Below are 18,872 nucleotides of genomic sequence, written 5' to 3' on the forward strand. Positions count from 1 at the left end.
GATGAGCTATGCCGTCAAGGAAATGTTCCTGACCCTGCAGGGGGAAGGGGTGCAGGCCGGGCGGCGCGCGGTATTCCTGCGCTTTGCCGGCTGCAACCTGTGGAGCGGGCGCGAACAGGATCGCGCACAGGCGATCTGCCGCTTTTGCGACACCGATTTCGTCGGGACCGACGGCGATGGCGGCGGCAAATTCGCCGATGCCGATGCGCTGGCTGATGCAGCCCTGGCTTTCTGGGGCGCGGGCGATGCTGGCCGCTATATCGTCCTGACCGGCGGCGAGCCGATGTTGCAGGTCGATGATGCGCTGGTTGACGCGCTCCACGCCCGCGGCTTCACCATCGCGATCGAAAGCAACGGCACGCTGGCCGTCCATCCCGGCATCGACTGGATCTGCATCAGCCCCAAGGCTGGCAGCGATGTCGTTCAGCGCGAAGGCCATGAATTGAAACTGGTCTGGCCCCAGCCCGGTGGCGGACACAGCATCGCCGACGTGGCGGCGATGGAGCAATGGGCCTTCGCCCATCATCTGCTTCAGCCGCTCGATGATCCCCATGCACAGGATAATGCCCGCGCTGCGATCGCGCTGGTCATGGATCGCCCACGCTGGCGGCTGACGGTGCAGGCCCATAAATATCTGGGCCTGCGGTAACGCCGGTCAGGGCTGCGTCTCGCCCTTCTGCGCATTCCATTGCTGCTGGCACTCGGGCTGCAAAACGCCCTTCTTCCAGCAATTGGCGGCCAGGGAGGGCATGGCGACCCGATAGTCGTAGCCGGGCGATCCATAATATTGCTCGCCCGCGACCACGAGCGACTTCTTGATTGAGGCCAACCCATTGCGCGCCACTTCATGCAGAGTGCCGCGATCGGCGAAGATCGCCTGCCGCCCGACCACAGTGGCCGCCTGGCAAAAGCCCTTTTGCGCCTGCACCGTCGAATAGCCCGAATAGATGCGCGTGCCATATTGGTCCGACGCGGCCTGTCCGGGCCGTCCCTTGCCCACGGTCCGCTGGAAATAGCCCAATAGCACGGACTGCGCCGAATCGAGTTCCGCATCATGATGGGCGATCATCGCGTTATAATTGCTGATCGCCAGGAGCGTCGGCTCGAACTGGCATTGCAATGCGGCGATATTGAGCGCCGCGCGCAGGTTCCACACCAGCCCGGCCTTGATCTCCGCTGCCGTTGCGCCGGGCAGGCCCATCGCGGTCGCGGCGGCCGCATCGGTCAGCGGCGGGGCCGACAGGTCGGGCGGCGACCAGAAAAACTGCGCGGCGGCGGGCTGCGCCATTATCGGCGCGGCGGCCAGTGCGAAACCCGCAAGGATAGGGCGCAACGAGGAACGGAAGCTCATGAAACGATATTCTCCAAAGGGACGTCCTGCGTCCCCCACCTATTCTCTCGACAAACTATATCAGGGCTGAACCGTCACTGATCGGCCAGAACCTCCGCATCTTCGGCCTGAGCCTTTTGCTCGGCTGGCTTGGGGCGAGCGGCCGCCGCATTGTCGGCTGCATTGCTATTCGGCATCGCGACCGCCGTGCCTTCGCTCTGCACCCCGTCCAGATCGGTCATGGCATCGGTCGCGGTGCCGTCCACCACTTCCATATCCTTCATCTCGACCTTGTTGCCGCCCTTGTCGGCACTGCCACAGGCGGCAAGCGCAAACAGCATGGCGAAAGCTACGGTCATTGCGTTACGGCGCATCCGGGTCTCCTTCAGGCCCGGCAGCCTCGCCCGGCGAAAGGCCAGACCCTAGCGGTCCGTTCCGCATTGCTCAACCCCCGTGCCGCATCGGCCCAAGCGATTGAGAAAAGCAGGGAAATGCGCCCGTAAAGCATCGTCCAGCGCGGCCATGGAGGCGTTGCCGCCTAGCGCCGCAATGCTGGTGACGGGATATTCGCTGATCCCGCATGGCACGATGCCGGTAAAATGGGTGAGGTCGGGATCGACATTGATCGAAAAGCCGTGGAGCGTCACCCAGCGCCGCACCCGAATGCCCAGCGCGCCGATCTTCGCTTCCCGCCCGTCGCGGTCGTCGGTCCAGATGCCGATCCGCCCTTCCGCCCGCCGCGCGGCAATGCCCAGATCGCTCAATGCCGCGATCATCCAGCCTTCGAGATGATGGACGAAATTGCGGACATCCTTGCCGCGTTTGCCAAGGTCGATGTTGAGATAGCCGATCCGCTGCCCCGGCCCATGATAGGTATAACGCCCGCCGCGCCCGGCATCATGGACCGGAAAGCGCGGGTCGATCAGTTCCGCCGGATCGGCGCTCGTCCCGGCGGTGTAGAGCGGCGGATGCTCGATCAGCCAGACCCGCTCGCCCGCTTCGCCCGCATGGATCGCAGCGGCGCGCGCCTCCATGTCCGCCAGCGCTTGCGGGTAAGCGACAGGTGATCTGTCCACGCGCCATTCGACGTCAGGGGGAAAGGGCAAAATTTGGCTCATGACCCTTCCTTGACTTGGGCCGGGCGAGCGATCAAGTCTCGACCCGGTTTTACGCAGCGATCAGGCAGGCAGTTCAAGATATGGCAACGATGTCCATTGGCAAGGCATGGGAGGAGGCCGTGGCCTTCGTCGCGCGCGAAGCCACGCTGCTTTTCCCCGTCGCGCTGCTGTTCGTGGCGCTGCCGGGCCTGATCCTGCAGGAAATGACCCCGCCGGAACTCGCCGCCTGGTCGCTCTCGCCCACCGCATCGACTATGCCTGCGGTTCCCCTCAGCTACTGGCTGGGACTGATAGTGGCGGTCCTTCTGGTCTGGTTCGGATCGCTCACCCTGTTCGCGCTGGCCCTGCGTCCCGGTATCAGCGTCGGCGAAGCGCTGCGCCTGGGCCTCAATCGCCTGCCCGTATTGATCGGTACGGCCCTGGTGGTGATCGGGGCGCTGATGGCGGCTGCGATGGTGCTGGTTACCGTCATGATCCTGTTGTCGCTGGTGTCGAAGCCGCTGGCAGCGGGCGGCGGGGTTCTGTTGGGGTTCGGGCTGGTCGGGCTGGCGCTCTTCGCCAGTATCCGGCTGATGCTGCTCAATCCGGTCGTGATTGACGGCAGCGCTGGCGTCATGCCCTCGCTGCGTCAGTCATGGTCGCTCACGCGCGGCCATTTCTGGCGGCTGCTGGCCTTCATCCTCATCACCCTGATTGTATCGGCGATCGCCAGCACGGCGGCGCAGGCGATCTTCGGTCTGATCGGCGGCCTCATCGGCGGCGCGGAAGCGGCGCGGCTGATCGGCGGAGTCGCTGGCGCTGTCATTTCGACAGCCATCCAGGTCTATATGCTGGTCATGATCGCCCGCCTCTATCGTCAGGCGTTGGCGGACTGATCCAGCAACGGCACATGCGGCGCACAGTCGCGCGGTAGAATACCGGCGAGGCGCGGGTCGGCGAATGTCTCGATCTCGCGCCTGGTCGGCACGAACCCGGCCTTCATATAGAATCCCAGCGCTACGGGACTATCCAGCGTGCAGGTGTGGACCCAGAATCGCTCCACCCCCTTGCGCCATGCCAGCGCCTTGGCCTGCGCCATCAGCCATTTGCCATGGCCCTTGCCGTTCAGTTGCGGCACCAGCCCGAAAAAGACCAGTTCGCAATCGGGCATCGCGCGGAAGTCCAGCTCCAGCAATCCGACCTCGATCCCACGTGGATCAGCAACGGCGTAAATCTCGACCATCGGATCATGGATGATCGCAGCGAGCGATTCGTCGCTCATCACCAGCCGTGAAAACCACAGCCATGGCTCGCCCACCCGACGAAACAGGGCGCGATAGGTGTCGATCTTCGGCGCCTTCCATCGCACCAGTTGCAGCGGGGCGGGTGGAATCGGCGCGGGGCGGGGGCGCGCCCGCATTTCCAGATGAGTGACGACCGCCGCCACCATCCCCGGCTCGACCGGGATCGACCCCATCGCGCCTTAGCTCCAGCTGGCCATGGGCGGCAGGCTCATCAGGATCGCCTCGATATTGCCTCCGGTCTTGAGGCCGAACAGCGTCCCCCGGTCATGCACCAGATTGAATTCGGCATAGCGGCCGCGCCATTCCAGCATTTGGGCATAGTCCGCCTCGCTCCATTCGTCGCTCATGCGCCGCCTTACGATCGGCGGATACGCCTCCAGAAAAGCCTCGCCCACCGCGCGGGTAAAGGCGAAGTTGGCGTCGAACCCGGCATCGTCGGCACATTCCAGATGATCGTAGAAAATCCCGCCGACCCCGCGATGCACGCTGCGATGGGGAATGTAGAAATACTCGTCGGCCCACGCCTTGAAGCGGGGATAATAGTCCCCGTCATGCGCATCGCAGGCGCGTTTCAGCACATCGTGGAAATGGGCCGTATCCTCCTCGCGCGGCAAGGGCGGGTTCAGGTCCGCGCCGCCGCCGAACCAGCTTTTGGTCGTCACCAGATAGCGCGTGTTCATATGCACGGCGGGAACGTGGGGATTGGCCATATGCGCGACCAGGCTGATGCCGGTGGCGAAGAAGGCGGGGTTTTCGGCCGCGCCATGGATCGTCTGCGCGAATCCGGGGGCGAATTCCCCGCCGACGGTGGAGACGTTGACGCCGACCTTCTCGAAAATCTTGCCCTTCATCACCCCGCGCACGCCGCCGCCGCCTTCGCCGGGCGCCTGCCCTTCGGCTTCGCGGTCCCAATGGGTGTAGGCAAAGCGGGCGTCGCTGCCGGCCTCCCGCTCGATCGCCTCGAACGCGGCGCAGATTCGGTCGCGCAGCGATTCGAACCAGGCGCGCGCGGCCTGCTGCCGGGAATCGAGGGCGAAGGGGACGGTAGGCACGGGGGCTGGGGTTATCGGGGCAGGGGTCATTGCGGGAACTTTCCGGTCTGGCGCAGGGCTTCGGCGACGGCGATGCCCGTGGAAACGGCGATGTTCAAGGATCGAAACCCCGCCGCCATCGGAATGCGGATGCGGATGTCGGCCATATCGCGCACCGTCTCCGGTACGCCGGCGCTTTCCGATCCCATCAGCAACACGTCGTCGGCGTGGAAGGCAACGTCGGGCAGCCGTTCCGACGCATGGGCGCTCATCAGCAGCAGGCGGCGGCCCTGCGCGCGGCGTTCGGCGTCGAAGGCCGCGAAATTGGCGTGGCGGGTGACATCGGCCGACGCGCCATAGTCCATGGCGGCGCGCTTCAGGCGCGCGTCGGAAAAGGCGAATCCGGTTGGCATGATGATATCCACCGGCACGGCAAAACAGGCGGCCAGGCGCAGGATCGCGCCGACATTGCCCGCTATTTCGGGTTGATAAAGGGCTATACGCATGACCCGCGCCATAATGCAGCGGGGCAAATTGTCATAGGGTCAGTGACTTTGCTGTTGGCAAAGAGCGCGCACTGAGGTTATCAGGCCCGCGAACCACGCCGGGGGGAAGGCGGGGCCGTTTCGCATGGCCATCCGAATTCCTTGACATAAAGGCGCCGGAAACGGCGCTCCGGCGGGATCAGGGACGTTCTTGCAAGGGTTAAGGTGCATGGCGATCGTTGAACATACAGACAGCACGGGTCTATCCGGCGATGATGGGGTGCGTCGTCGCGATTTCATCAACATCGCTGCGGTGAGTTTTGCAGGAGTCGGCGCTGTTGCCGTCGTCCTGCCGTTGATCGACCAGATGAACCCCAGCGCCGACGTGCTGGCGCTTGCATCGACCGAAGTTGATCTTTCGGCCATCCAGCCGGGTCAGGCGATCAAGACCACCTTCCGCAGCCAGCCGCTTTTCGTGCGCCAGCTGACGGAAAAGGAAATCGCCGAAGCCGACAAGGTGGACCCTTCCACGCTGCGCGATCCGCAGACGCTGGAAGAGCGCACCGTGGATGGCAAGAAGCAGTGGCTGGTGACCATGGGTGTCTGCACCCATCTGGGCTGCGTGCCGCTGGGCGCGGGCGAAGGTGAGAATCGGGGTGAATATGGCGGCTATTTCTGCCCATGCCATGGTTCGTCCTACGATACCGCCGCGCGCATCCGCAAAGGCCCCGCGCCCAAGAACCTGGAAGTGCCGAAGTTCGCCTTCACTTCCGACACCGCCATTCTCGTAGGCTGAGGTAAGAAACGATGAGCTTTCCCTGGGCTGAGCAATATACGCCGAAAAATCCGGTCATGGTGTGGATCGACGAGAAGCTGCCGCTTCCGCGTCTCGCCTATAACGCCGTTGGCGCGGGCTATCCCGTGCCGCGCAACCTCAACTATTTCTGGAACTTCGGTGTTCTCGCCGGTCTTGCGCTGGTGATCCAGATCGTCACCGGCGTGATCATGGCGATGCATTACGGCGCCAATGATCTCGTCGCGTTCAGCACCGTCGAACAGACGATGCGTGACGTGAACGCGGGCTGGCTGATGCGCTATGCTCACGCCAACGGGGCAAGCTTCTTCTTCATCGTCGTCTATCTCCACATTTTCCGCGGCCTCTATTTCGGTTCCTACAAGGCGCCGCGCGAAATGGTGTGGTTGCTCGGCCTCGTCATCTTCCTGCTGATGATGGCGACCGCGTTTATGGGCTACGTCCTCCCCTGGGGCCAGATGTCCTACTGGGGCGCAAAGGTGATCACCGGCCTGTTCGGCGCGATCCCGGTCGTGGGCGAACCGATCCAGACCTGGCTGCTGGGCGGCTTTGCCCCTGGTAACGCTTCGCTCAACCGCTTCTTCTCGCTCCACTTCCTGCTGCCCTTCGTGATTGCCGGTGTCATCATCCTGCACATCTGGGCGCTGCATATTCCCGGTTCCTCGAACCCGACCGGCGTGGAAGTGAAGGGGCCGCAGGACACTGTGCCGTTCCACCCCTATTATACCGCAAAGGATGGCTTCGGTGCGGGCGTGTTCCTCATCGCCTTCTGCGCGCTGCTGTTCTTCGCCCCCAACTTCCTGGGCCACCCGGATAACTATATCGAGGCGAACCCGCTCTCGACCCCCGCGCACATCGTGCCGGAATGGTATTTCTGGCCCTTCTACGCCATCCTGCGCGCGTTCACCGTGGACTTCTTCTTCGTGCCCGCAAAGCTGCTGGGCGTGCTGGCGATGTTCGCGTCGATCCTGCTGCTCTTCTTCCTGCCCTGGCTCGACACCTCGCCGGTGCGGTCGGGCAAGTATCGGCCGACCTTCAACAAGTTCTTCTGGATCCTGTGCCTCGACGTGCTGATCCTGGGCTGGTTGGGCGGCGCGCCGGCGGAAGAACCCTATGTCATGATGAGCCAGTTGGCGGGCGCCTATTATTTCGCCCACTTCCTGATCATCCTTCCGCTGATCTCGCGTTTTGAAAAGCCGCTCCCGCTGCCTGGCTCGATTACCGAGGCTGTGCTGGCCAAATATGGCAAGACCGACGGCGAAACCGTCGCGGTTCCGGCCGAATAAGGGGTAGATAAGACCATGGTTCGCATTGGCGCATTCCTCGTCGGCCTCTTTTTTGCAGGCTGGCTGTTCATCTCCTTCCTGGTTGGTGCGGTGGCTTATGTCTCCGAACCGCCGCAGCCGACCGTGGAGCATGAATTCCACAAGCCGGTAAAGCATGTGTCCTTCTCGTTTGACGGGCCGCTTGGCAAATATGACCAGGCGCAGCTGCAACGCGGCTTCCAGGTGTTCAAGGAAGTCTGCTCGGCTTGCCACAGCCTGAAATTCGTCGCTTTCCGCGATCTTCAGGCGCTTGGCTATAACGAAGCCGAAGTGAAGGCGATCGCCAAGCAGTGGGCGATCAAGACCCCGTCGGTCGACCCGGCCACTGGTGAGGCGTCCAGCCGTGATCCTGTGCCCGCGGATCATTTCCCCCTGCCTTTCGCGAACAATGTCGCGGCGGCGGCGGCGAACAACAATGCGATCCCGCCAGACCTGTCGCTGATGACCAAGGCCCGCCACCATGGCAGCGCCTATGTCTATTCGCTGCTGACGGGCTTCCAGGCGCAGCCGGCTGAACTGCTCAAGGAGTTCCCGGATGCCAAGACGCCGGAAGGGCTGCACTACAACCCCTATTTCCCTAACCTCAACCTTGCCATGGCGCCGCCGCTGACGGCTGATGGCCAGGTGACCTATGGTCCGGGCCAGCCCAAGCCGACCGTCGACCAGATGGCGCAGGACGTCTCGGCCTTCCTGACCTGGACCGCCGAACCCAAGCTGGAAAACCGTCGGCGCGCGGGTCTGGCGACGCTGATCTTCCTGCTGATCGCGACGGGCCTGGCTTATATGTCCTATCAGAATATCTGGGCGGACAAGAAAAAGGCGGCCTGACCGTCCGGTCCGACAGGACAAGCATAGCAAAGGGCGCGGTTTCTTGAGGAAGCCGCGCCCTTTCTCTATAGGGGCGCGATGACCAGCGACCTGACCGACCTCATTCGCACCATTCCCGACTTTCCCAAGCCGGGCATCCAGTTTCGCGACATCACGACGCTGCTGGCCGATGGGGAAGGGCTGCGCGACCTGACCGCGCGACTGGCCGACATTGCCCGTCCGCTGGACCCGGACCTGATCGTGGGCATAGAGGCGCGGGGCTTCATCCTGGGCGCGGCGCTGGCGTTCACGCTCGGCAAGGGCTTCGTGCCGGTGCGCAAGAAGGGCAAACTCCCCGGCAAGACCGTGGGCATCGATTATGTTCTGGAATATGGCACCGACCGGCTGGAACTGCATGAAGGCCAGGTGCCCAAGGGCGCGCGCGTGTTGCTTGTCGATGATCTGATCGCCACTGGCGGCACGGCTGTGGCTGCGGCGCAGTTGCTGCGCGAACAGGGGGCAAGCGTGCTCATGGCCCTGTTCGCGATCGACCTGCCCGATCTCGGCGGCATGGCGGCGCTCGCCGCCGAAGGCGTCGCCGCGCGGGCGATCATGGCATTTGCGGGCGAGTAGCCGACCTTCGCACGTCGCTATTTTGCCAGCGCGGCCGCCAACCCGTCCACCGCCATCGCCAACCGCTCGTCCAGCAGGCCGAGCAACGCCGTCCAGCCATGGATATGGGCCAGTTCGCCCGGCCCGTCGGAAATGCCGCGCAGCCCCATCAGCGGGACGCTATAACGGGCGCAGGCGCGTGCCACGGCGAATGTCTCCATGTCCACCATGTCGGCGTCGATCGCCGCATAGTCATCGCCGCCCACGATATTGGCGCCGGTCGACAGCCGCGCGCTCGGAAGGGTGAGGGGCGTTACCAGCGGCAGATCGACCGGATGATCGGCGAACGGCGTCACCCCCTTCACGAACCCCAGTCGCGACGCATCCATGTCGCGCCACGATACGCTGGCCACCTGCACCACTTCGCCCAGCCCGCAGATCCGCGATCCGGCCGATCCCAGGCAGACGACCAGATCGGGCAGGGCGTTTGCGCGCGCCATGTCGTGCAGGGCAATGCCGGTGGCCAATGCTGCCTCGATCGGGCCAACCCCGGTCATCAGCGGCGCGAATCGGGCACGCAGTTGCGGCCCATATTCCGCGTCGGCCGCCATCACGAACAACAGGCGCTGCCCCGAAATCGTCTCGCAAACCGGGATCATATCATCCTCCGCCTGTAGCAAAAGAGAAAGCCCGCCACCTGAAACCAGGCGACGGGCTTTGTCATGGTGGGCGTAGCAAGGATTGAACTTGCGACCCCTGCGATGTCAACACAGTGCTCTACCACTGAGCTATACGCCCACGGGAGTTGGGCCAATAGCCGGGGGACCGGACCTGCGCAAGCGGGAAATTGCAGGGGTGCGACATTCTTCTGGACAGGGCAGGGACGGCCCATATGCTGCGGTGCAAACAGGGGACGCCAGACCTATGCTGCCATCGCCATCTTCGCCGATCCAGACGACACCGCGTCTGCCATGGTATCGCCAACTCTATGTTCAGGTACTGATCGCGATCGCGCTGGGCGTCAGCATTGGCCATTTCTTCCCCAACATGGGCGTGCAGCTAAAGCCGCTGGGGGACGCCTTCATTAAACTGGTGAAGATGATCATCGCCCCCGTCATTTTCCTCACCATCGTCACCGGCATTGCCGGAATGAAGGAATTGGGCGCGATCGGCCGGGTCGCGGCCAAGGCTTTTGCCTACTTCCTGACCTTTTCGACGCTCGCGCTCATTGTCGGGCTGATTGTCGCCAATCTGGTCCAGCCGGGCGCTGGTCTGAATATCGATCCGGCCAGCCTCGACGCGGGCAAGGTCGCGGACTTCGCGCACAAGGCGCATGAAACCACGCTGACGGGCTTCCTGATGAGCATCATCCCGTCGACCATGGTGTCGGCGGTCGCGGATGGCAACATCCTGCAAGTGCTGTTCGTCGCCATCCTGTTCGGCATCGCGCTGACCATGATCGGCGACAAGGCGGCGCCGTTGATGGCGGTCCTCGAATCGGCCAGCCATGCCGTATTCAAACTGGTCGCCTTCCTGATGAAGGCGGCGCCGGTCGGGGCGTTCGGGGCGATGGCCTTCACCATCGGCGAATATGGCGTGGGCACGCTTGCCAATCTGGTCGGTCTGGTCGCGACCTTCTACCTGACCTCGCTGCTATTCGTGCTGGTGGTGCTGGGCACGGTCGCGCGGCTGGCCGGCTTCAACATCCTGCACCTCATCCGTTACCTGAAGGCGGAATTGCTGCTCGTGCTGGGAACATCCTCGTCCGAAGCCGCGCTGCCCAGCCTGATCGAGAAGATGGAGCGGGCGGGCTGCCGCAAGTCGGTGGTCGGGCTGGTCGTGCCGACCGGCTACAGCTTCAACCTCGACGGCACGAACATCTACATGACGCTGGCGGCGCTGTTCATCGCGCAGGCATGCAATGTCGACCTGACCCTGCAACAGCAGGTGTTGCTGCTGCTCGTCGCGATGATTTCGTCCAAGGGCGCGGCGGGCGTGACGGGCGCGGGGTTCATCACGCTGGCGGCGACGCTGTCGATCGTGCCGTCGGTGCCGGTCGCGGGCATGGCGCTGATTCTGGGGGTCGACCGCTTCATGAGCGAGGTTCGGGCACTCACCAACTTTGTCGGCAACGCCGTCGCCACCATCGTCGTATCAGCGTGGGAAAAGGGGCTGGACCGCGAAAGGCTCACCGCCGCGATGGCCGGCATCCCGCTCAACCCCACGGCCGATATGGAAGAAGTGATCGAGGATTGACGGGCGGGGTCAGTTCAGCCCGGTCAGACTCTCGCTGCCGAACATCCGTTCAACCTCCAGCACCAGGTCGCGCAGGTGGAAGGGCTTGGACAATACCTTGGCCTGCGGCACGGCCTTCCCGGCCTTCAGCGTCACCGCGGCAAAGCCGGTAATGAACATGATCCGCATGTCCGGGGCCACGGACGCCGCGTGCTGCGCCAGTTCGATCCCGTCCATTTCGGGCATCACGATGTCGGTCAGCAACAGGTCGAACCGGTCGGACGCGATATGGGGCAGGGCTTCGGTGCCGGTCGCGACGGCCACGACCTCATAGCCGGATCGTTCCAGCGCACGGGCCAGATAGACCCGCATACTCTCGTCATCTTCCGCCAATAATATGCGAACCATTGCGCCAGCTACTCTCATTGCCGTTTCCGGCCTGTCCCCCATGCCCCCGTCAGGGTGGCGTCCCTGTCCGATATATGCGACAAGGTGTAAACATTATCCAGCCAAGTAACCATTTTTGGTGCGGCCAGTCATATGGCCGGTGAAAGGAGCCTTATTGGATCGTCCCGCGCCATGTCCTCCCGCCCGGACCGAGGCGGGTTTCGACCAGTTCGGCCCCGTCAATCCCGACCGGCCCATCATCCTTTCCGTACCCCATGCCGGGCGCGATTATCCGCCCGAACTGCTGGCGCAAGCGCGGGTACGGCGGCAACAATTGCAACGGCTGGAAGATCGCTGGGCCGACCTGCTGGTCCATCCGCTCATCGCGCGCGGCTTCACCGTCGTCCTTGCCCGCGCGCCGCGCGCACTGATCGACCTTAACCGTCACGAGCGCGAAATCGACCCGGCCATGCTCGTCGGCGCGCCGCGCGACGCCGCGTTTCAGAGCAGCGTCAAGCTGCGCGGCGGGCTGGGCCTTTTTCCCCGCCGCATGGTCGGCGCGCATGAACTATGGCACAAGCCTGTGGCGTGGAGCGAGGCGCAGCGCCGGATCGAAACGATTCACCGGCCCTATCATGCCGAACTGACCCGCCTGATGAGGGCAGCGCGCGACGCCTTTGGCCATGCGATCCTGATCGACCTGCATTCCATGCCGCCGCTGCCGCCGCCCGCCGCCGGGCAGGAAGCACCCAAAATCGTGCTGGGCGATCGGTTCGGGCGCAGCGCCTCCACCCGGCTGATGACGCTCGCGGCCGATGTCGCCGCGGGCCATGGCGTCGTCGCGGCGCAAAACCATCCCTATGCCGGCGATCATCTGATCGAACGCCATGGTCGTCCCGAAAGCGGCCTGCACGCGATCCAGATAGAGGTGGATCGCAGCCTCTATCTGGATGACGTGCTGGATCAGCCGGGGCCGGGCCTCGCCCGGATACAGGGGATCATCATGGCCATCGCCCAGGCGTTGGCGAATGAATTGCCGCGCGCCGATTATGCGCTGGCGGCCGAATAGGCGTCAGCCGCCGCGCGCGATGACCAACCGCGCGCCCGTTACGCTCAGATGGTGCGAATCGAAATAGAGCGGCTTGCCGTCCTGCTCGATCGCGCAGTGCCGGGCATCGCACAGCGCGACTGCCGGATCGATCAGCCTGACGCCCCGTGCCTGCCATCGCGCAAATAGCGCGCGCAAATGGACGGTCCGGGCATCCAGCCAGGATCGCGCGACGCCTTGCGCCTCTGCCAGTCGCCCGGCGCGTGCGAGGTGGGCAAGGCGGCGCGGCACGTCAAAGGGCTGCGGAGGCACCGCGCCGATCAGCACGACCTCCCGCCCTTCGGCCCGGATCGCGGCGATGCTGCGGTCCAGCTTGGCCACGAATGCCGGATCGTCAAACGCGCCATTGGCCCAGAAGGCGGCCAGATAGACGCGGCGGATGGCGGGGTTTGCGCGCAATGCGGCAAAGGCGGCGCGATTGGCCGCCGCGCACCGCGCATCCCTGGGCGCATCATAGCCCAGCACCGGCGGGCAACTCGATGTCGTGCGCTGCACCAGCGCCCATCCTTGCGCCCTGGCCTCCAGCGCCAGCGCATAGGCCAGTTCGACCCCATGGCTGTCACCCCACAGCATCGCATCGGGCGGGACCGCCGCGCCCAACACGCATGGCGTCGCGCCACGGGCGAATATGTCGTGGCAGCGCTTGCGTTCGGGGCTGATGTCGTCGCGCCCGGCGGCCTGCGCCAACACCGTCGGCGCGAAACGCGATGGCCATGGTCCCGCCGCCATCAAGGCCAGCGACAGGCTGCACAGCAGCGCCATGGTCGCGCCGGTGAAGCGGAATATGGTGCGCGCTGGCATCGCCTGCGAATCGCGGAACGGGCGCTCGACAAAGCGCCAGGACAGGATCGCTGCGACAAATGATCCGGCAATGACCGCGATTCGCGTCCAGCCCGTAACGGGCATGTCGGTCGCATATTCGGTGAACACGATCAGCGGCCAGTGCCACAGATAGAGCGAGTAGGAGACAAGACCCACGCCCACCAGTGGCGCCCAGCCAAGCAACCGTCCCGCGCTCGTTCCCGGCGCGCTGTGGATCAGCGCCGCCGCGCCCAGCACCGGGGCGAGGGCGGCGATGCCGGGGAACAGCGTGTCGCGATCATAACAGCCGACCGCGAACGCAATTCCGGCGATCCCGCCCCAAGCTACCAGTTCGCGCAACCAGCGCGCCTTTAGCGCGGGCACGACGCCCAGCGCCAACAATGCCCCCGCCAGCAATTCCCAGGCGCGAGTCGGCAACAGGTAGAAGGCGAAACCACTGGTATCGCGCTGCATCGCGATCGACAGCAGCAGCGATCCTGCCGCAATCGCCATCACCACCGCCGTTCGCCAGCGGGGGGCGAAGCGGACGATCAGCATCAGCAGGATGGGGAAGCCGATATAATATTGTTCCTCCACCGCCAGCGACCATGTGTGGAGCAGCGGCTTGACGTCCGCGCCCCCCGCGAAATAGCCGGTGTCGGTAAAGAACCACAGGTTCGATGCAAACAGCGTGGCGGCCAGCGCGGACCGCGGCACCCCCTCCAGGTCACCGGGCAGATAGAGCCAGGCGCTCAGCCCCAGCACCACCAATATCATCAGCCCCAGCGCCGGGACGATCCGCCGGAATCGCCGCTCGTAAAAGCGTGCGAGCGAGAAGCGGCCATCATCGACTTCGCGGGCGATGATGCCGGTGATCAGATAGCCTGAAATGACGAAGAATATATCGACGCCGACATAGCCGCCATCAAATCCCGGCACATGGGCGTGGAACAGCAGCACCGGCAGAATCGCCAGGGCGCGCAGTCCGTCGATATCGCGGCGATAATGCATCGGCCCCGCTTAGGGGCAAAGCCCTGACATTTGCTTTACCGGCGACTCGAACGGACGTGGGGATGGTTAAAATTGCAGCAAGCGATTGCGTTTGGCGCAACCGCGCTTTCATCCTTCGCATTTGCGAAAATTCTGCCCCGGCTGCAAAAGAACTGTGCCTTTCAGGCATCCTCTCCTAAACTTTTTGGGCTGGTCTGCGGATCGGCCCTTTTTTTTGGCTCCGGCTTGGTCTAGGCGAAATGCGCTACAGCCGCGCCATATAAAATGTTTCTGGAGAGGGGCCGCCGGTAAGACCGGCAGGCGAGGCCATAGCAAGGGGGATTGAGCGGCGCTCCGCTCTCCCCCACTTTTCCTATCTCTGACCATCGCTGAACAGGAACGCCGCCGATCGGCTATTCCCGTCCATAGGCCGTGACCATTTCCACTTCCGCCTTGTCGCCCAGAATCACGCCGACGCGCTGGTGCAGGCTGGTGGCATCGACATCCATGATCGGGATGAAGCCGTCGGTGGCCGCGCCGCCGGCCTGCTCGATCAGATAGCTCATCGGATTGGCTTCATACATCAGGCGCAGCTTGGCCTTGCCGGGCGTACGATGGTCGGCGGGATACATGAAGATGCCGCCGCGCTTCAGGATGCGGTGGACGTCCGCGACCATGGAAGCGGTCCAGCGCATATTGTAATCCACCCCGCACGGCCCCTGCGCGCCCATCACCCGTTCTTCGATATAGCGGGCGATGCCGGGCGACCATTGGCGGCGGTTGGACATGTTGATGGCGAATTCGCACTTGCCCTGCGGCATCTTCATGTCGGGATCGGTCATGACCCAACTGCCGACTTCGCGGTCCAGCGTGAATTCATATACGCCGGTCCCGACGCTCAGCACCAGCAGCGTCTGCGGGCCATAAATGGCATAGCCCGCTGCGACCTGCGCCCGGCCATTCTGAAGGAAATCCTCTTCCGTCACTTCGCGACCGGCACATTCGTCGGGCGCTTTCAGCACCGAAAAGATCGTCCCGACCGACAGATCGACGTCGATATTGCTGGACCCGTCGATCGGATCGAACAGCAGCAGATATTCACCCTTGGGATAGCGGTTGGGGATGCGGTGGATCGTTTCCATCTCTTCCGACGCCATCGCCGCCAGATGTCCGCCCCATTCATTGGCGTCGAGCAGCAGTTCGTTGGCGATCACGTCCAGCTTCTTCTGCACCTCGCCCTGCACATTTTCACTGTCCAGGCTGCCCAGCACTTCGCCCAGCGCACCCTTGCTCACCGAATGGCTGATCGTCTTGCACGCGCGCGCCACAGTTTCGATCAACAGGCGCAATTCGGCGGGCAGCGCATTGGCCAGCCGCTGTTGTTCGATCAGGAAACGGGTGAGGGTGGTTCTGGCCATGGGCTGCCTTTCGCTTGGGACTGGTGCGCCGCAGCCGGGGGCTGCCGCGTGAAATGGAGAACGCGCCTTCGCTATGCGACTGGTCTCGTCCAGTCCAGTCGCTTGGACCGGGCTTTTACCGATGATAGCGCACCCATGTGACAAAGTGTGTCAGTTGGAACCAGCGGGCCTTCCTGTCGTTGCGCTGGCGTGCCGAAAGACCGGACGGAAGGATCATGATGGACAGCCTGCTTACCGCCTTTACCGATCCCGCCGCCCTGGCTGCGCTCGTCGCGCTGGTGGTGATGGAAGTGGTGCTGGGCATCGACAATCTGGTGTTCATTTCGATCCTGACCAACAAGCTGCCCGAACATCAGCGGCAAAAGGCGCGCCGTATCGGCATTGGCCTGGCGCTGGGAATGCGGCTGGTGCTGCTGTCGATGATTGCCTGGATCGTCGGCCTGACCGCGCCCGTGTTCGACCTGGGGATCATCGGCCCGCCCAACCAATATGGCGCGCCGACCTTTGAAACTGAATTTTCCTGGCGCGACCTGATCCTGATCGCGGGCGGGCTGTTCCTGATCTGGAAGGCGACCAAGGAAATCCATCATAATGTCGATCCCGCACGCGGCGACGATATGCTGGACAAGAAGAGCGTGGCGACGCTGACCTTCGGCAGCGCGATCGTGCAGATCATCCTGCTCGACATGATCTTCTCGCTCGATTCGATCCTGACTGCCGTGGGCATGACCGATAATCTTGCGGTCATGGTCATTGCTGTGCTGGTCGCCGTGGGCGCGATGGTGCTGGCCGCCGATCCGCTCGCCAATTTCATCGCCAGGAACCCGACCGTTGTTATGCTGGCGCTGGGCTTTTTGCTGATGATCGGCGCGGTGCTGATCGCCGATGGCTTCGGCGTGCATGTGCCAAAGGGCTATATCTACGCGGCGATGGCCTTCTCGACGCTGGTGGAGTGCCTCAACATCTTTGCCCGCCGGGCGCAACAGCGCAAAGGGGCATGATCAGGGGAGGGCGGGTTGATGGCGTGACGGGAAGCCGACGCCATGCCTCGCCCCTATTGCGGGCGGCCAACAGGCAATTCGCGCTCCATGCCGGTCAGGCCAGGGTCAGGAAAATCTCCGCCTCGATCATCCACGCGCCGCCCCTGTTTCGCCATTTGGCGCTATAGGTGCCTGACGCCAGCGCCTCGCCGCTGCCGCTCGCCACGCCCTGCCAATGGCCCTGCTCCATGGCGATCGGTTCTACCGGGGAAACAAGGATCGTGTCGGGCGTGCGGGTGTAGATCAGCCGCTCGGCTGCCGCGAATTCGCGTTTCCAGGCAATCAGTTGCGCCTTGCGCCCGGTGATGAGCGCGCTGTCGGTGCCCGCGACCAGCACGGCGTCGGGCGCGAGCAGCGGGCCGATCGCGGCCAGATTCGCGTCGGCCAGCGCGCGATTGAAGGTCGCGCGGGCCATGCGGATGGCGATGTCTGCGGTGGCGCTCATGGCAGGGCTTTCGATCTCATCGCTCCATGTTCCCGCCTGCGCGGGAACAGGGATGGGTTCAACCGCAGCGCGCCGAGGTGATCGTCATCGCTTCGTCATAGCTGACGGTCAGCCGGTCGGGGCGAAAGTCCATCGTCATCGCCATGCCGGGGCCGCCCCAGCGCAGCGTTCTGGCCCCCGATGCAGCCAGCAGCGCCGCGCCGGTTTCCGCGCTCGCCTTTTGCCCGGTAAAACCTGCAAGGGCGTCATGATTGCACGGGCCAGCCGCCGCTGGCGGCGGCGCGGTGGTGGCGCAGGCGGTCAGCGCAAGCGCGCCGGTCAGAGACAGGATGCGGTGCATGGGGTTATTCTCCTTGCTCAAATTCCATTCTTCGCTCAGCCTGACCCTTCGACAGGCTCAGCTCGAACAAGAGTAGGAAATCACTCCGTCCGCGTCATCTTCAGCCGACCGCCCTTGACCGCAAAGGCCAGCCGCCCCTCGACCAGATCGACCGCGTCGCGGCCATATTGTTCGTAACGCCACCCCTCCAGGATCGACAGGTCGTTCCGCACGCCCGCTGCCAGCGCTTCAATGTCATCACTGCGCGCCAGCAGGCGCGATGCGACATTGATGTCGCGCGACCGGATCTTGAGCAGCAGCTTGAGCAGGTCCGCGACCAGCGCGCCATCCTTGCCCAGCCCCGGACGCCGCGGCTCCCGGTCGGGCATTTCATCCTTGCTGAGCGGCTGCTGCTTGCCCAGCGCCGCCATCAACCGCGCGCCGATGTCATTGGTGCGCCAGGTCGCGGACAGGCCGCGCACCTTGCCCAGATCATCCTGCGTGCGCGGCGGGTGGCTGGCAATGTCGGCCAGCGTCTCATCCTTGACGATGCGGCCGCGCGGCAGATTCTTGTCCTGCGCCTCGATCTCGCGCCACGCCGCCAGCGCTTTCAGGCGACCCAGCACATCGGCTTTCTTGCTGGCGATGCGGACGCGCTTCCACGCATCTTCGGGCAGCGTTTCATAATGGCTGGGATCGCTGATCCGCTCCATTTCCTGGTCCAGCCAGTCGCCACGCCCGGTCTTGCGCAACTCTTCCAGCATCTTGGGGAAAATCTGGATCAGATAGGTGACGTCGCCGATGGCATAGTCGATCTGGCGCTTGTCGAGCGGGCGGCGCGCCCAGTCGGTAAAGCGCGCGCCCTTGTCCAGCTGTACGCCCAGCCACGCCTCGACCAGATTGCCATAGCCGATCTGCTCGCCAAGGCCCAATGCCATCGCCGCGATCTGGGTATCGAACATCGGGTGCGGAGTCTTGCCGGTCAGATTATAGACGATCTCTATGTCCTGTCCGCCGGCATGAAAGATTTTCAGCACATCCTCATTGTCGACCATCAGGTCGAGCAGGGGCTTCAGGTCGATGCCCGGCGCCTTGGGGTCGATGGCGGCAGCTTCGTCCGCGTCGGCCACCTGGATCAGGCAGAGTTCGGGCCAATAGCTGTTTTCGCGCATGAATTCCGTGTCGATGGCGACATAGGGGGATTTGGCGATGCGGGCGCAGAAATCGGAAAGTGTCTTGCTGTCGGTAATCAGCGGATGGATTTGCATATGGTCATCGATCTTATTATGGGCAGGCCCGCTCCCTGGCGGGCTGGTCGTAGTGA

Annotated in this window: 22 protein-coding genes and 1 tRNA gene; 9 read left to right on the top strand and 14 right to left on the bottom strand. The window is 63.9% G+C overall.

The window, feature by feature from the left end; genetic code table 11:
* Position 1 precedes the first annotated feature (1 nt).
* Positions 2-649 carry a 7-carboxy-7-deazaguanine synthase gene (gene queE / locus FE851_RS01840; protein WP_130753619.1) on the top strand — a complete coding sequence of 216 codons (648 nt, stop codon included), beginning with the start codon at positions 2-4 and terminating at the stop codon, positions 647-649.
* Between the two features lie 6 nt (positions 650-655).
* Here queE and FE851_RS01845 read toward each other — a convergent pair whose 3' ends face one another.
* From FE851_RS01845 to lipB, 3 genes are all read right to left on the bottom strand, one after another.
* On the bottom strand, positions 656-1,351 hold the full coding sequence (locus FE851_RS01845; protein ID WP_145199325.1) for a hypothetical protein: 696 nt from the start codon (positions 1,349-1,351) through the stop codon (positions 656-658).
* Between the two features lie 74 nt (positions 1,352-1,425).
* Positions 1,426-1,704: a hypothetical protein gene (locus tag FE851_RS01850; protein ID WP_026002334.1), complete on the bottom strand. Its 279-nt coding sequence runs from the start codon at positions 1,702-1,704 to the stop codon at positions 1,426-1,428.
* Positions 1,705-1,752: 48 nt separating this feature from the next.
* Positions 1,753-2,448: a lipoyl(octanoyl) transferase LipB gene (gene lipB, locus FE851_RS01855; RefSeq protein ID WP_145199328.1), complete on the bottom strand. Its 696-nt coding sequence runs from the start codon at positions 2,446-2,448 to the stop codon at positions 1,753-1,755.
* Between the two features lie 80 nt (positions 2,449-2,528).
* Between lipB and FE851_RS01860 the strand changes: the two genes are divergently transcribed.
* On the top strand, positions 2,529-3,323 hold the full coding sequence (locus tag FE851_RS01860) for a hypothetical protein (protein WP_107124434.1): 795 nt from the start codon (positions 2,529-2,531) through the stop codon (positions 3,321-3,323).
* Here FE851_RS01860 and FE851_RS01865 read toward each other — a convergent pair.
* The 3 genes from FE851_RS01865 to FE851_RS01875 are packed head-to-tail and all read right to left on the bottom strand — an operon-like array spanning position 3,305 to position 5,280.
* The gene (locus tag FE851_RS01865; RefSeq protein ID WP_145199331.1) at positions 3,305-3,904 is read right to left on the bottom strand and encodes a GNAT family N-acetyltransferase; all 600 of its coding nucleotides are present in this window, start codon (positions 3,902-3,904) and stop codon (positions 3,305-3,307) included. The two genes, FE851_RS01860 and FE851_RS01865, sit on opposite strands and share 19 nt — an antisense overlap.
* 6 nt (positions 3,905-3,910) lie before the next feature.
* Entirely contained in the window at positions 3,911-4,813 is a 903-nt protein-coding gene (hemF, locus tag FE851_RS01870; protein WP_145199334.1) for an oxygen-dependent coproporphyrinogen oxidase, read from the bottom strand.
* The gene (locus tag FE851_RS01875) at positions 4,810-5,280 is read right to left on the bottom strand and encodes a tRNA (cytidine(34)-2'-O)-methyltransferase (RefSeq protein ID WP_107124437.1); all 471 of its coding nucleotides are present in this window, start codon (positions 5,278-5,280) and stop codon (positions 4,810-4,812) included. The genes hemF and FE851_RS01875 overlap by 4 nt, the downstream gene beginning before the upstream one ends.
* A gap of 196 nt (positions 5,281-5,476) precedes the next feature.
* On the opposite strand from FE851_RS01875, the gene petA reads away from it, so the two are divergent.
* The 4 genes from petA to FE851_RS01895 all read left to right on the top strand — a co-directional run bounded on the left by petA (position 5,477) and on the right by FE851_RS01895 (position 8,826).
* Positions 5,477-6,043: a ubiquinol-cytochrome c reductase iron-sulfur subunit gene (gene petA / locus FE851_RS01880; protein ID WP_017182854.1), complete on the top strand. Its 567-nt coding sequence runs from the start codon at positions 5,477-5,479 to the stop codon at positions 6,041-6,043.
* An 11-nt stretch (positions 6,044-6,054) separates the two neighbouring features.
* Positions 6,055-7,347, top strand: a complete 1,293-nt coding sequence (locus FE851_RS01885) for a cytochrome b (RefSeq protein ID WP_017182853.1) — start codon at positions 6,055-6,057, stop codon at positions 7,345-7,347.
* 15 nt (positions 7,348-7,362) lie between these two features.
* Positions 7,363-8,214: a cytochrome c1 gene (locus FE851_RS01890; RefSeq protein ID WP_017182852.1), complete on the top strand. Its 852-nt coding sequence runs from the start codon at positions 7,363-7,365 to the stop codon at positions 8,212-8,214.
* A gap of 78 nt (positions 8,215-8,292) precedes the next feature.
* Positions 8,293-8,826 (top strand): adenine phosphoribosyltransferase, encoded by a 534-nt coding sequence (locus FE851_RS01895; RefSeq protein WP_017182851.1) that lies wholly within the window; start codon positions 8,293-8,295, stop codon positions 8,824-8,826.
* A 17-nt stretch (positions 8,827-8,843) separates the two neighbouring features.
* Here the strand turns inward: FE851_RS01895 and FE851_RS01900 are convergent, their stop codons facing one another.
* Complete coding sequence (locus FE851_RS01900) at positions 8,844-9,464, bottom strand: 5'-methylthioadenosine/S-adenosylhomocysteine nucleosidase (RefSeq protein WP_145199337.1); 621 nt, start codon at positions 9,462-9,464, stop codon at positions 8,844-8,846.
* A 64-nt stretch (positions 9,465-9,528) separates the two neighbouring features.
* Positions 9,529-9,603: transfer RNA gene (locus tag FE851_RS01905), tRNA-Val, on the bottom strand.
* A 126-nt stretch (positions 9,604-9,729) separates the two neighbouring features.
* Between FE851_RS01905 and FE851_RS01910 the strand changes: the two genes are divergently transcribed.
* The gene (locus FE851_RS01910) at positions 9,730-11,061 is read left to right on the top strand and encodes a dicarboxylate/amino acid:cation symporter (protein WP_145199340.1); all 1,332 of its coding nucleotides are present in this window, start codon (positions 9,730-9,732) and stop codon (positions 11,059-11,061) included.
* Positions 11,062-11,070: 9 nt separating this feature from the next.
* Here FE851_RS01910 and cpdR read toward each other — a convergent pair whose 3' ends face one another.
* Positions 11,071-11,448 (bottom strand): cell cycle two-component system response regulator CpdR, encoded by a 378-nt coding sequence (gene cpdR, locus FE851_RS01915; RefSeq protein ID WP_017182848.1) that lies wholly within the window; start codon positions 11,446-11,448, stop codon positions 11,071-11,073.
* Positions 11,449-11,602: 154 nt separating this feature from the next.
* Between cpdR and FE851_RS01920 the strand changes: the two genes are divergently transcribed.
* Positions 11,603-12,496, top strand: coding sequence for an N-formylglutamate amidohydrolase (locus FE851_RS01920; protein ID WP_145199343.1), 894 nt, complete (start codon positions 11,603-11,605; stop codon positions 12,494-12,496).
* Between the two features lie 3 nt (positions 12,497-12,499).
* Here the strand turns inward: FE851_RS01920 and FE851_RS01925 are convergent, their stop codons facing one another.
* Positions 12,500-14,347 carry an acyltransferase family protein gene (locus FE851_RS01925; protein ID WP_145199346.1) on the bottom strand — a complete coding sequence of 616 codons (1,848 nt, stop codon included), beginning with the start codon at positions 14,345-14,347 and terminating at the stop codon, positions 12,500-12,502.
* Between the two features lie 392 nt (positions 14,348-14,739).
* Entirely contained in the window at positions 14,740-15,744 is a 1,005-nt protein-coding gene (locus FE851_RS01930) for a class 1 fructose-bisphosphatase (RefSeq protein ID WP_017182845.1), read from the bottom strand.
* Positions 15,745-15,959: 215 nt separating this feature from the next.
* Between FE851_RS01930 and FE851_RS01935 the strand changes: the two genes are divergently transcribed.
* Positions 15,960-16,745 (top strand): TerC family protein, encoded by a 786-nt coding sequence (locus tag FE851_RS01935; RefSeq protein ID WP_017182844.1) that lies wholly within the window; start codon positions 15,960-15,962, stop codon positions 16,743-16,745.
* A gap of 94 nt (positions 16,746-16,839) precedes the next feature.
* Here FE851_RS01935 and FE851_RS01940 read toward each other — a convergent pair whose 3' ends face one another.
* The 3 genes from FE851_RS01940 to rnd form a co-directional block, all read right to left on the bottom strand.
* Positions 16,840-17,229, bottom strand: coding sequence for a nuclear transport factor 2 family protein (locus FE851_RS01940; RefSeq protein ID WP_145199349.1), 390 nt, complete (start codon positions 17,227-17,229; stop codon positions 16,840-16,842).
* Between the two features lie 58 nt (positions 17,230-17,287).
* The gene (locus tag FE851_RS01945) at positions 17,288-17,569 is read right to left on the bottom strand and encodes an I78 family peptidase inhibitor (protein ID WP_145204015.1); all 282 of its coding nucleotides are present in this window, start codon (positions 17,567-17,569) and stop codon (positions 17,288-17,290) included.
* Between the two features lie 80 nt (positions 17,570-17,649).
* Positions 17,650-18,816: a ribonuclease D gene (rnd, locus tag FE851_RS01950; RefSeq protein ID WP_017182841.1), complete on the bottom strand. Its 1,167-nt coding sequence runs from the start codon at positions 18,814-18,816 to the stop codon at positions 17,650-17,652.
* Positions 18,817-18,872 lie beyond the last annotated feature (56 nt).

The organism is Sphingobium sp. B2, assembly GCF_007693735.1.
Taxonomy (GTDB): Bacteria; Pseudomonadota; Alphaproteobacteria; order Sphingomonadales; family Sphingomonadaceae; genus Sphingobium; species Sphingobium xenophagum.

Bases quoted from the DNA above. Each gene is read 5' to 3' on its own strand.
- FE851_RS01850 (WP_026002334.1), bottom strand. From the start codon at position 1,704: ATGCGCCGTAACGCAATGACCGTAGCTTTCGCCATGCTGTTTGCGCTT.
- FE851_RS01885 (WP_017182853.1), top strand. From the start codon at position 6,055: ATGAGCTTTCCCTGGGCTGAGCAATATACGCCGAAAAATCCGGTCATG.
- rnd (WP_017182841.1), bottom strand. From the start codon at position 18,816: ATGCAAATCCATCCGCTGATTACCGACAGCAAGACACTTTCCGATTTC.
- FE851_RS01900 (WP_145199337.1), bottom strand. From the start codon at position 9,464: ATGATCCCGGTTTGCGAGACGATTTCGGGGCAGCGCCTGTTGTTCGTG.
- FE851_RS01940 (WP_145199349.1), bottom strand. From the start codon at position 17,229: ATGAGCGCCACCGCAGACATCGCCATCCGCATGGCCCGCGCGACCTTC.
- FE851_RS01935 (WP_017182844.1), top strand. From the start codon at position 15,960: ATGATGGACAGCCTGCTTACCGCCTTTACCGATCCCGCCGCCCTGGCT.
- lipB (WP_145199328.1), bottom strand. From the start codon at position 2,448: ATGAGCCAAATTTTGCCCTTTCCCCCTGACGTCGAATGGCGCGTGGAC.
- petA (WP_017182854.1), top strand. From the start codon at position 5,477: ATGGCGATCGTTGAACATACAGACAGCACGGGTCTATCCGGCGATGAT.
- FE851_RS01865 (WP_145199331.1), bottom strand. From the start codon at position 3,904: ATGGGGTCGATCCCGGTCGAGCCGGGGATGGTGGCGGCGGTCGTCACT.
- hemF (WP_145199334.1), bottom strand. From the start codon at position 4,813: ATGACCCCTGCCCCGATAACCCCAGCCCCCGTGCCTACCGTCCCCTTC.
- FE851_RS01925 (WP_145199346.1), bottom strand. From the start codon at position 14,347: ATGCATTATCGCCGCGATATCGACGGACTGCGCGCCCTGGCGATTCTG.
- FE851_RS01860 (WP_107124434.1), top strand. From the start codon at position 2,529: ATGGCAACGATGTCCATTGGCAAGGCATGGGAGGAGGCCGTGGCCTTC.
- FE851_RS01875 (WP_107124437.1), bottom strand. From the start codon at position 5,280: ATGGCGCGGGTCATGCGTATAGCCCTTTATCAACCCGAAATAGCGGGC.
- queE (WP_130753619.1), top strand. From the start codon at position 2: ATGAGCTATGCCGTCAAGGAAATGTTCCTGACCCTGCAGGGGGAAGGG.
- FE851_RS01890 (WP_017182852.1), top strand. From the start codon at position 7,363: ATGGTTCGCATTGGCGCATTCCTCGTCGGCCTCTTTTTTGCAGGCTGG.
- FE851_RS01945 (WP_145204015.1), bottom strand. From the start codon at position 17,569: ATGCACCGCATCCTGTCTCTGACCGGCGCGCTTGCGCTGACCGCCTGC.
- FE851_RS01910 (WP_145199340.1), top strand. From the start codon at position 9,730: ATGCTGCCATCGCCATCTTCGCCGATCCAGACGACACCGCGTCTGCCA.
- FE851_RS01930 (WP_017182845.1), bottom strand. From the start codon at position 15,744: ATGGCCAGAACCACCCTCACCCGTTTCCTGATCGAACAACAGCGGCTG.
- FE851_RS01845 (WP_145199325.1), bottom strand. From the start codon at position 1,351: ATGAGCTTCCGTTCCTCGTTGCGCCCTATCCTTGCGGGTTTCGCACTG.
- FE851_RS01895 (WP_017182851.1), top strand. From the start codon at position 8,293: ATGACCAGCGACCTGACCGACCTCATTCGCACCATTCCCGACTTTCCC.
- cpdR (WP_017182848.1), bottom strand. From the start codon at position 11,448: ATGGTTCGCATATTATTGGCGGAAGATGACGAGAGTATGCGGGTCTAT.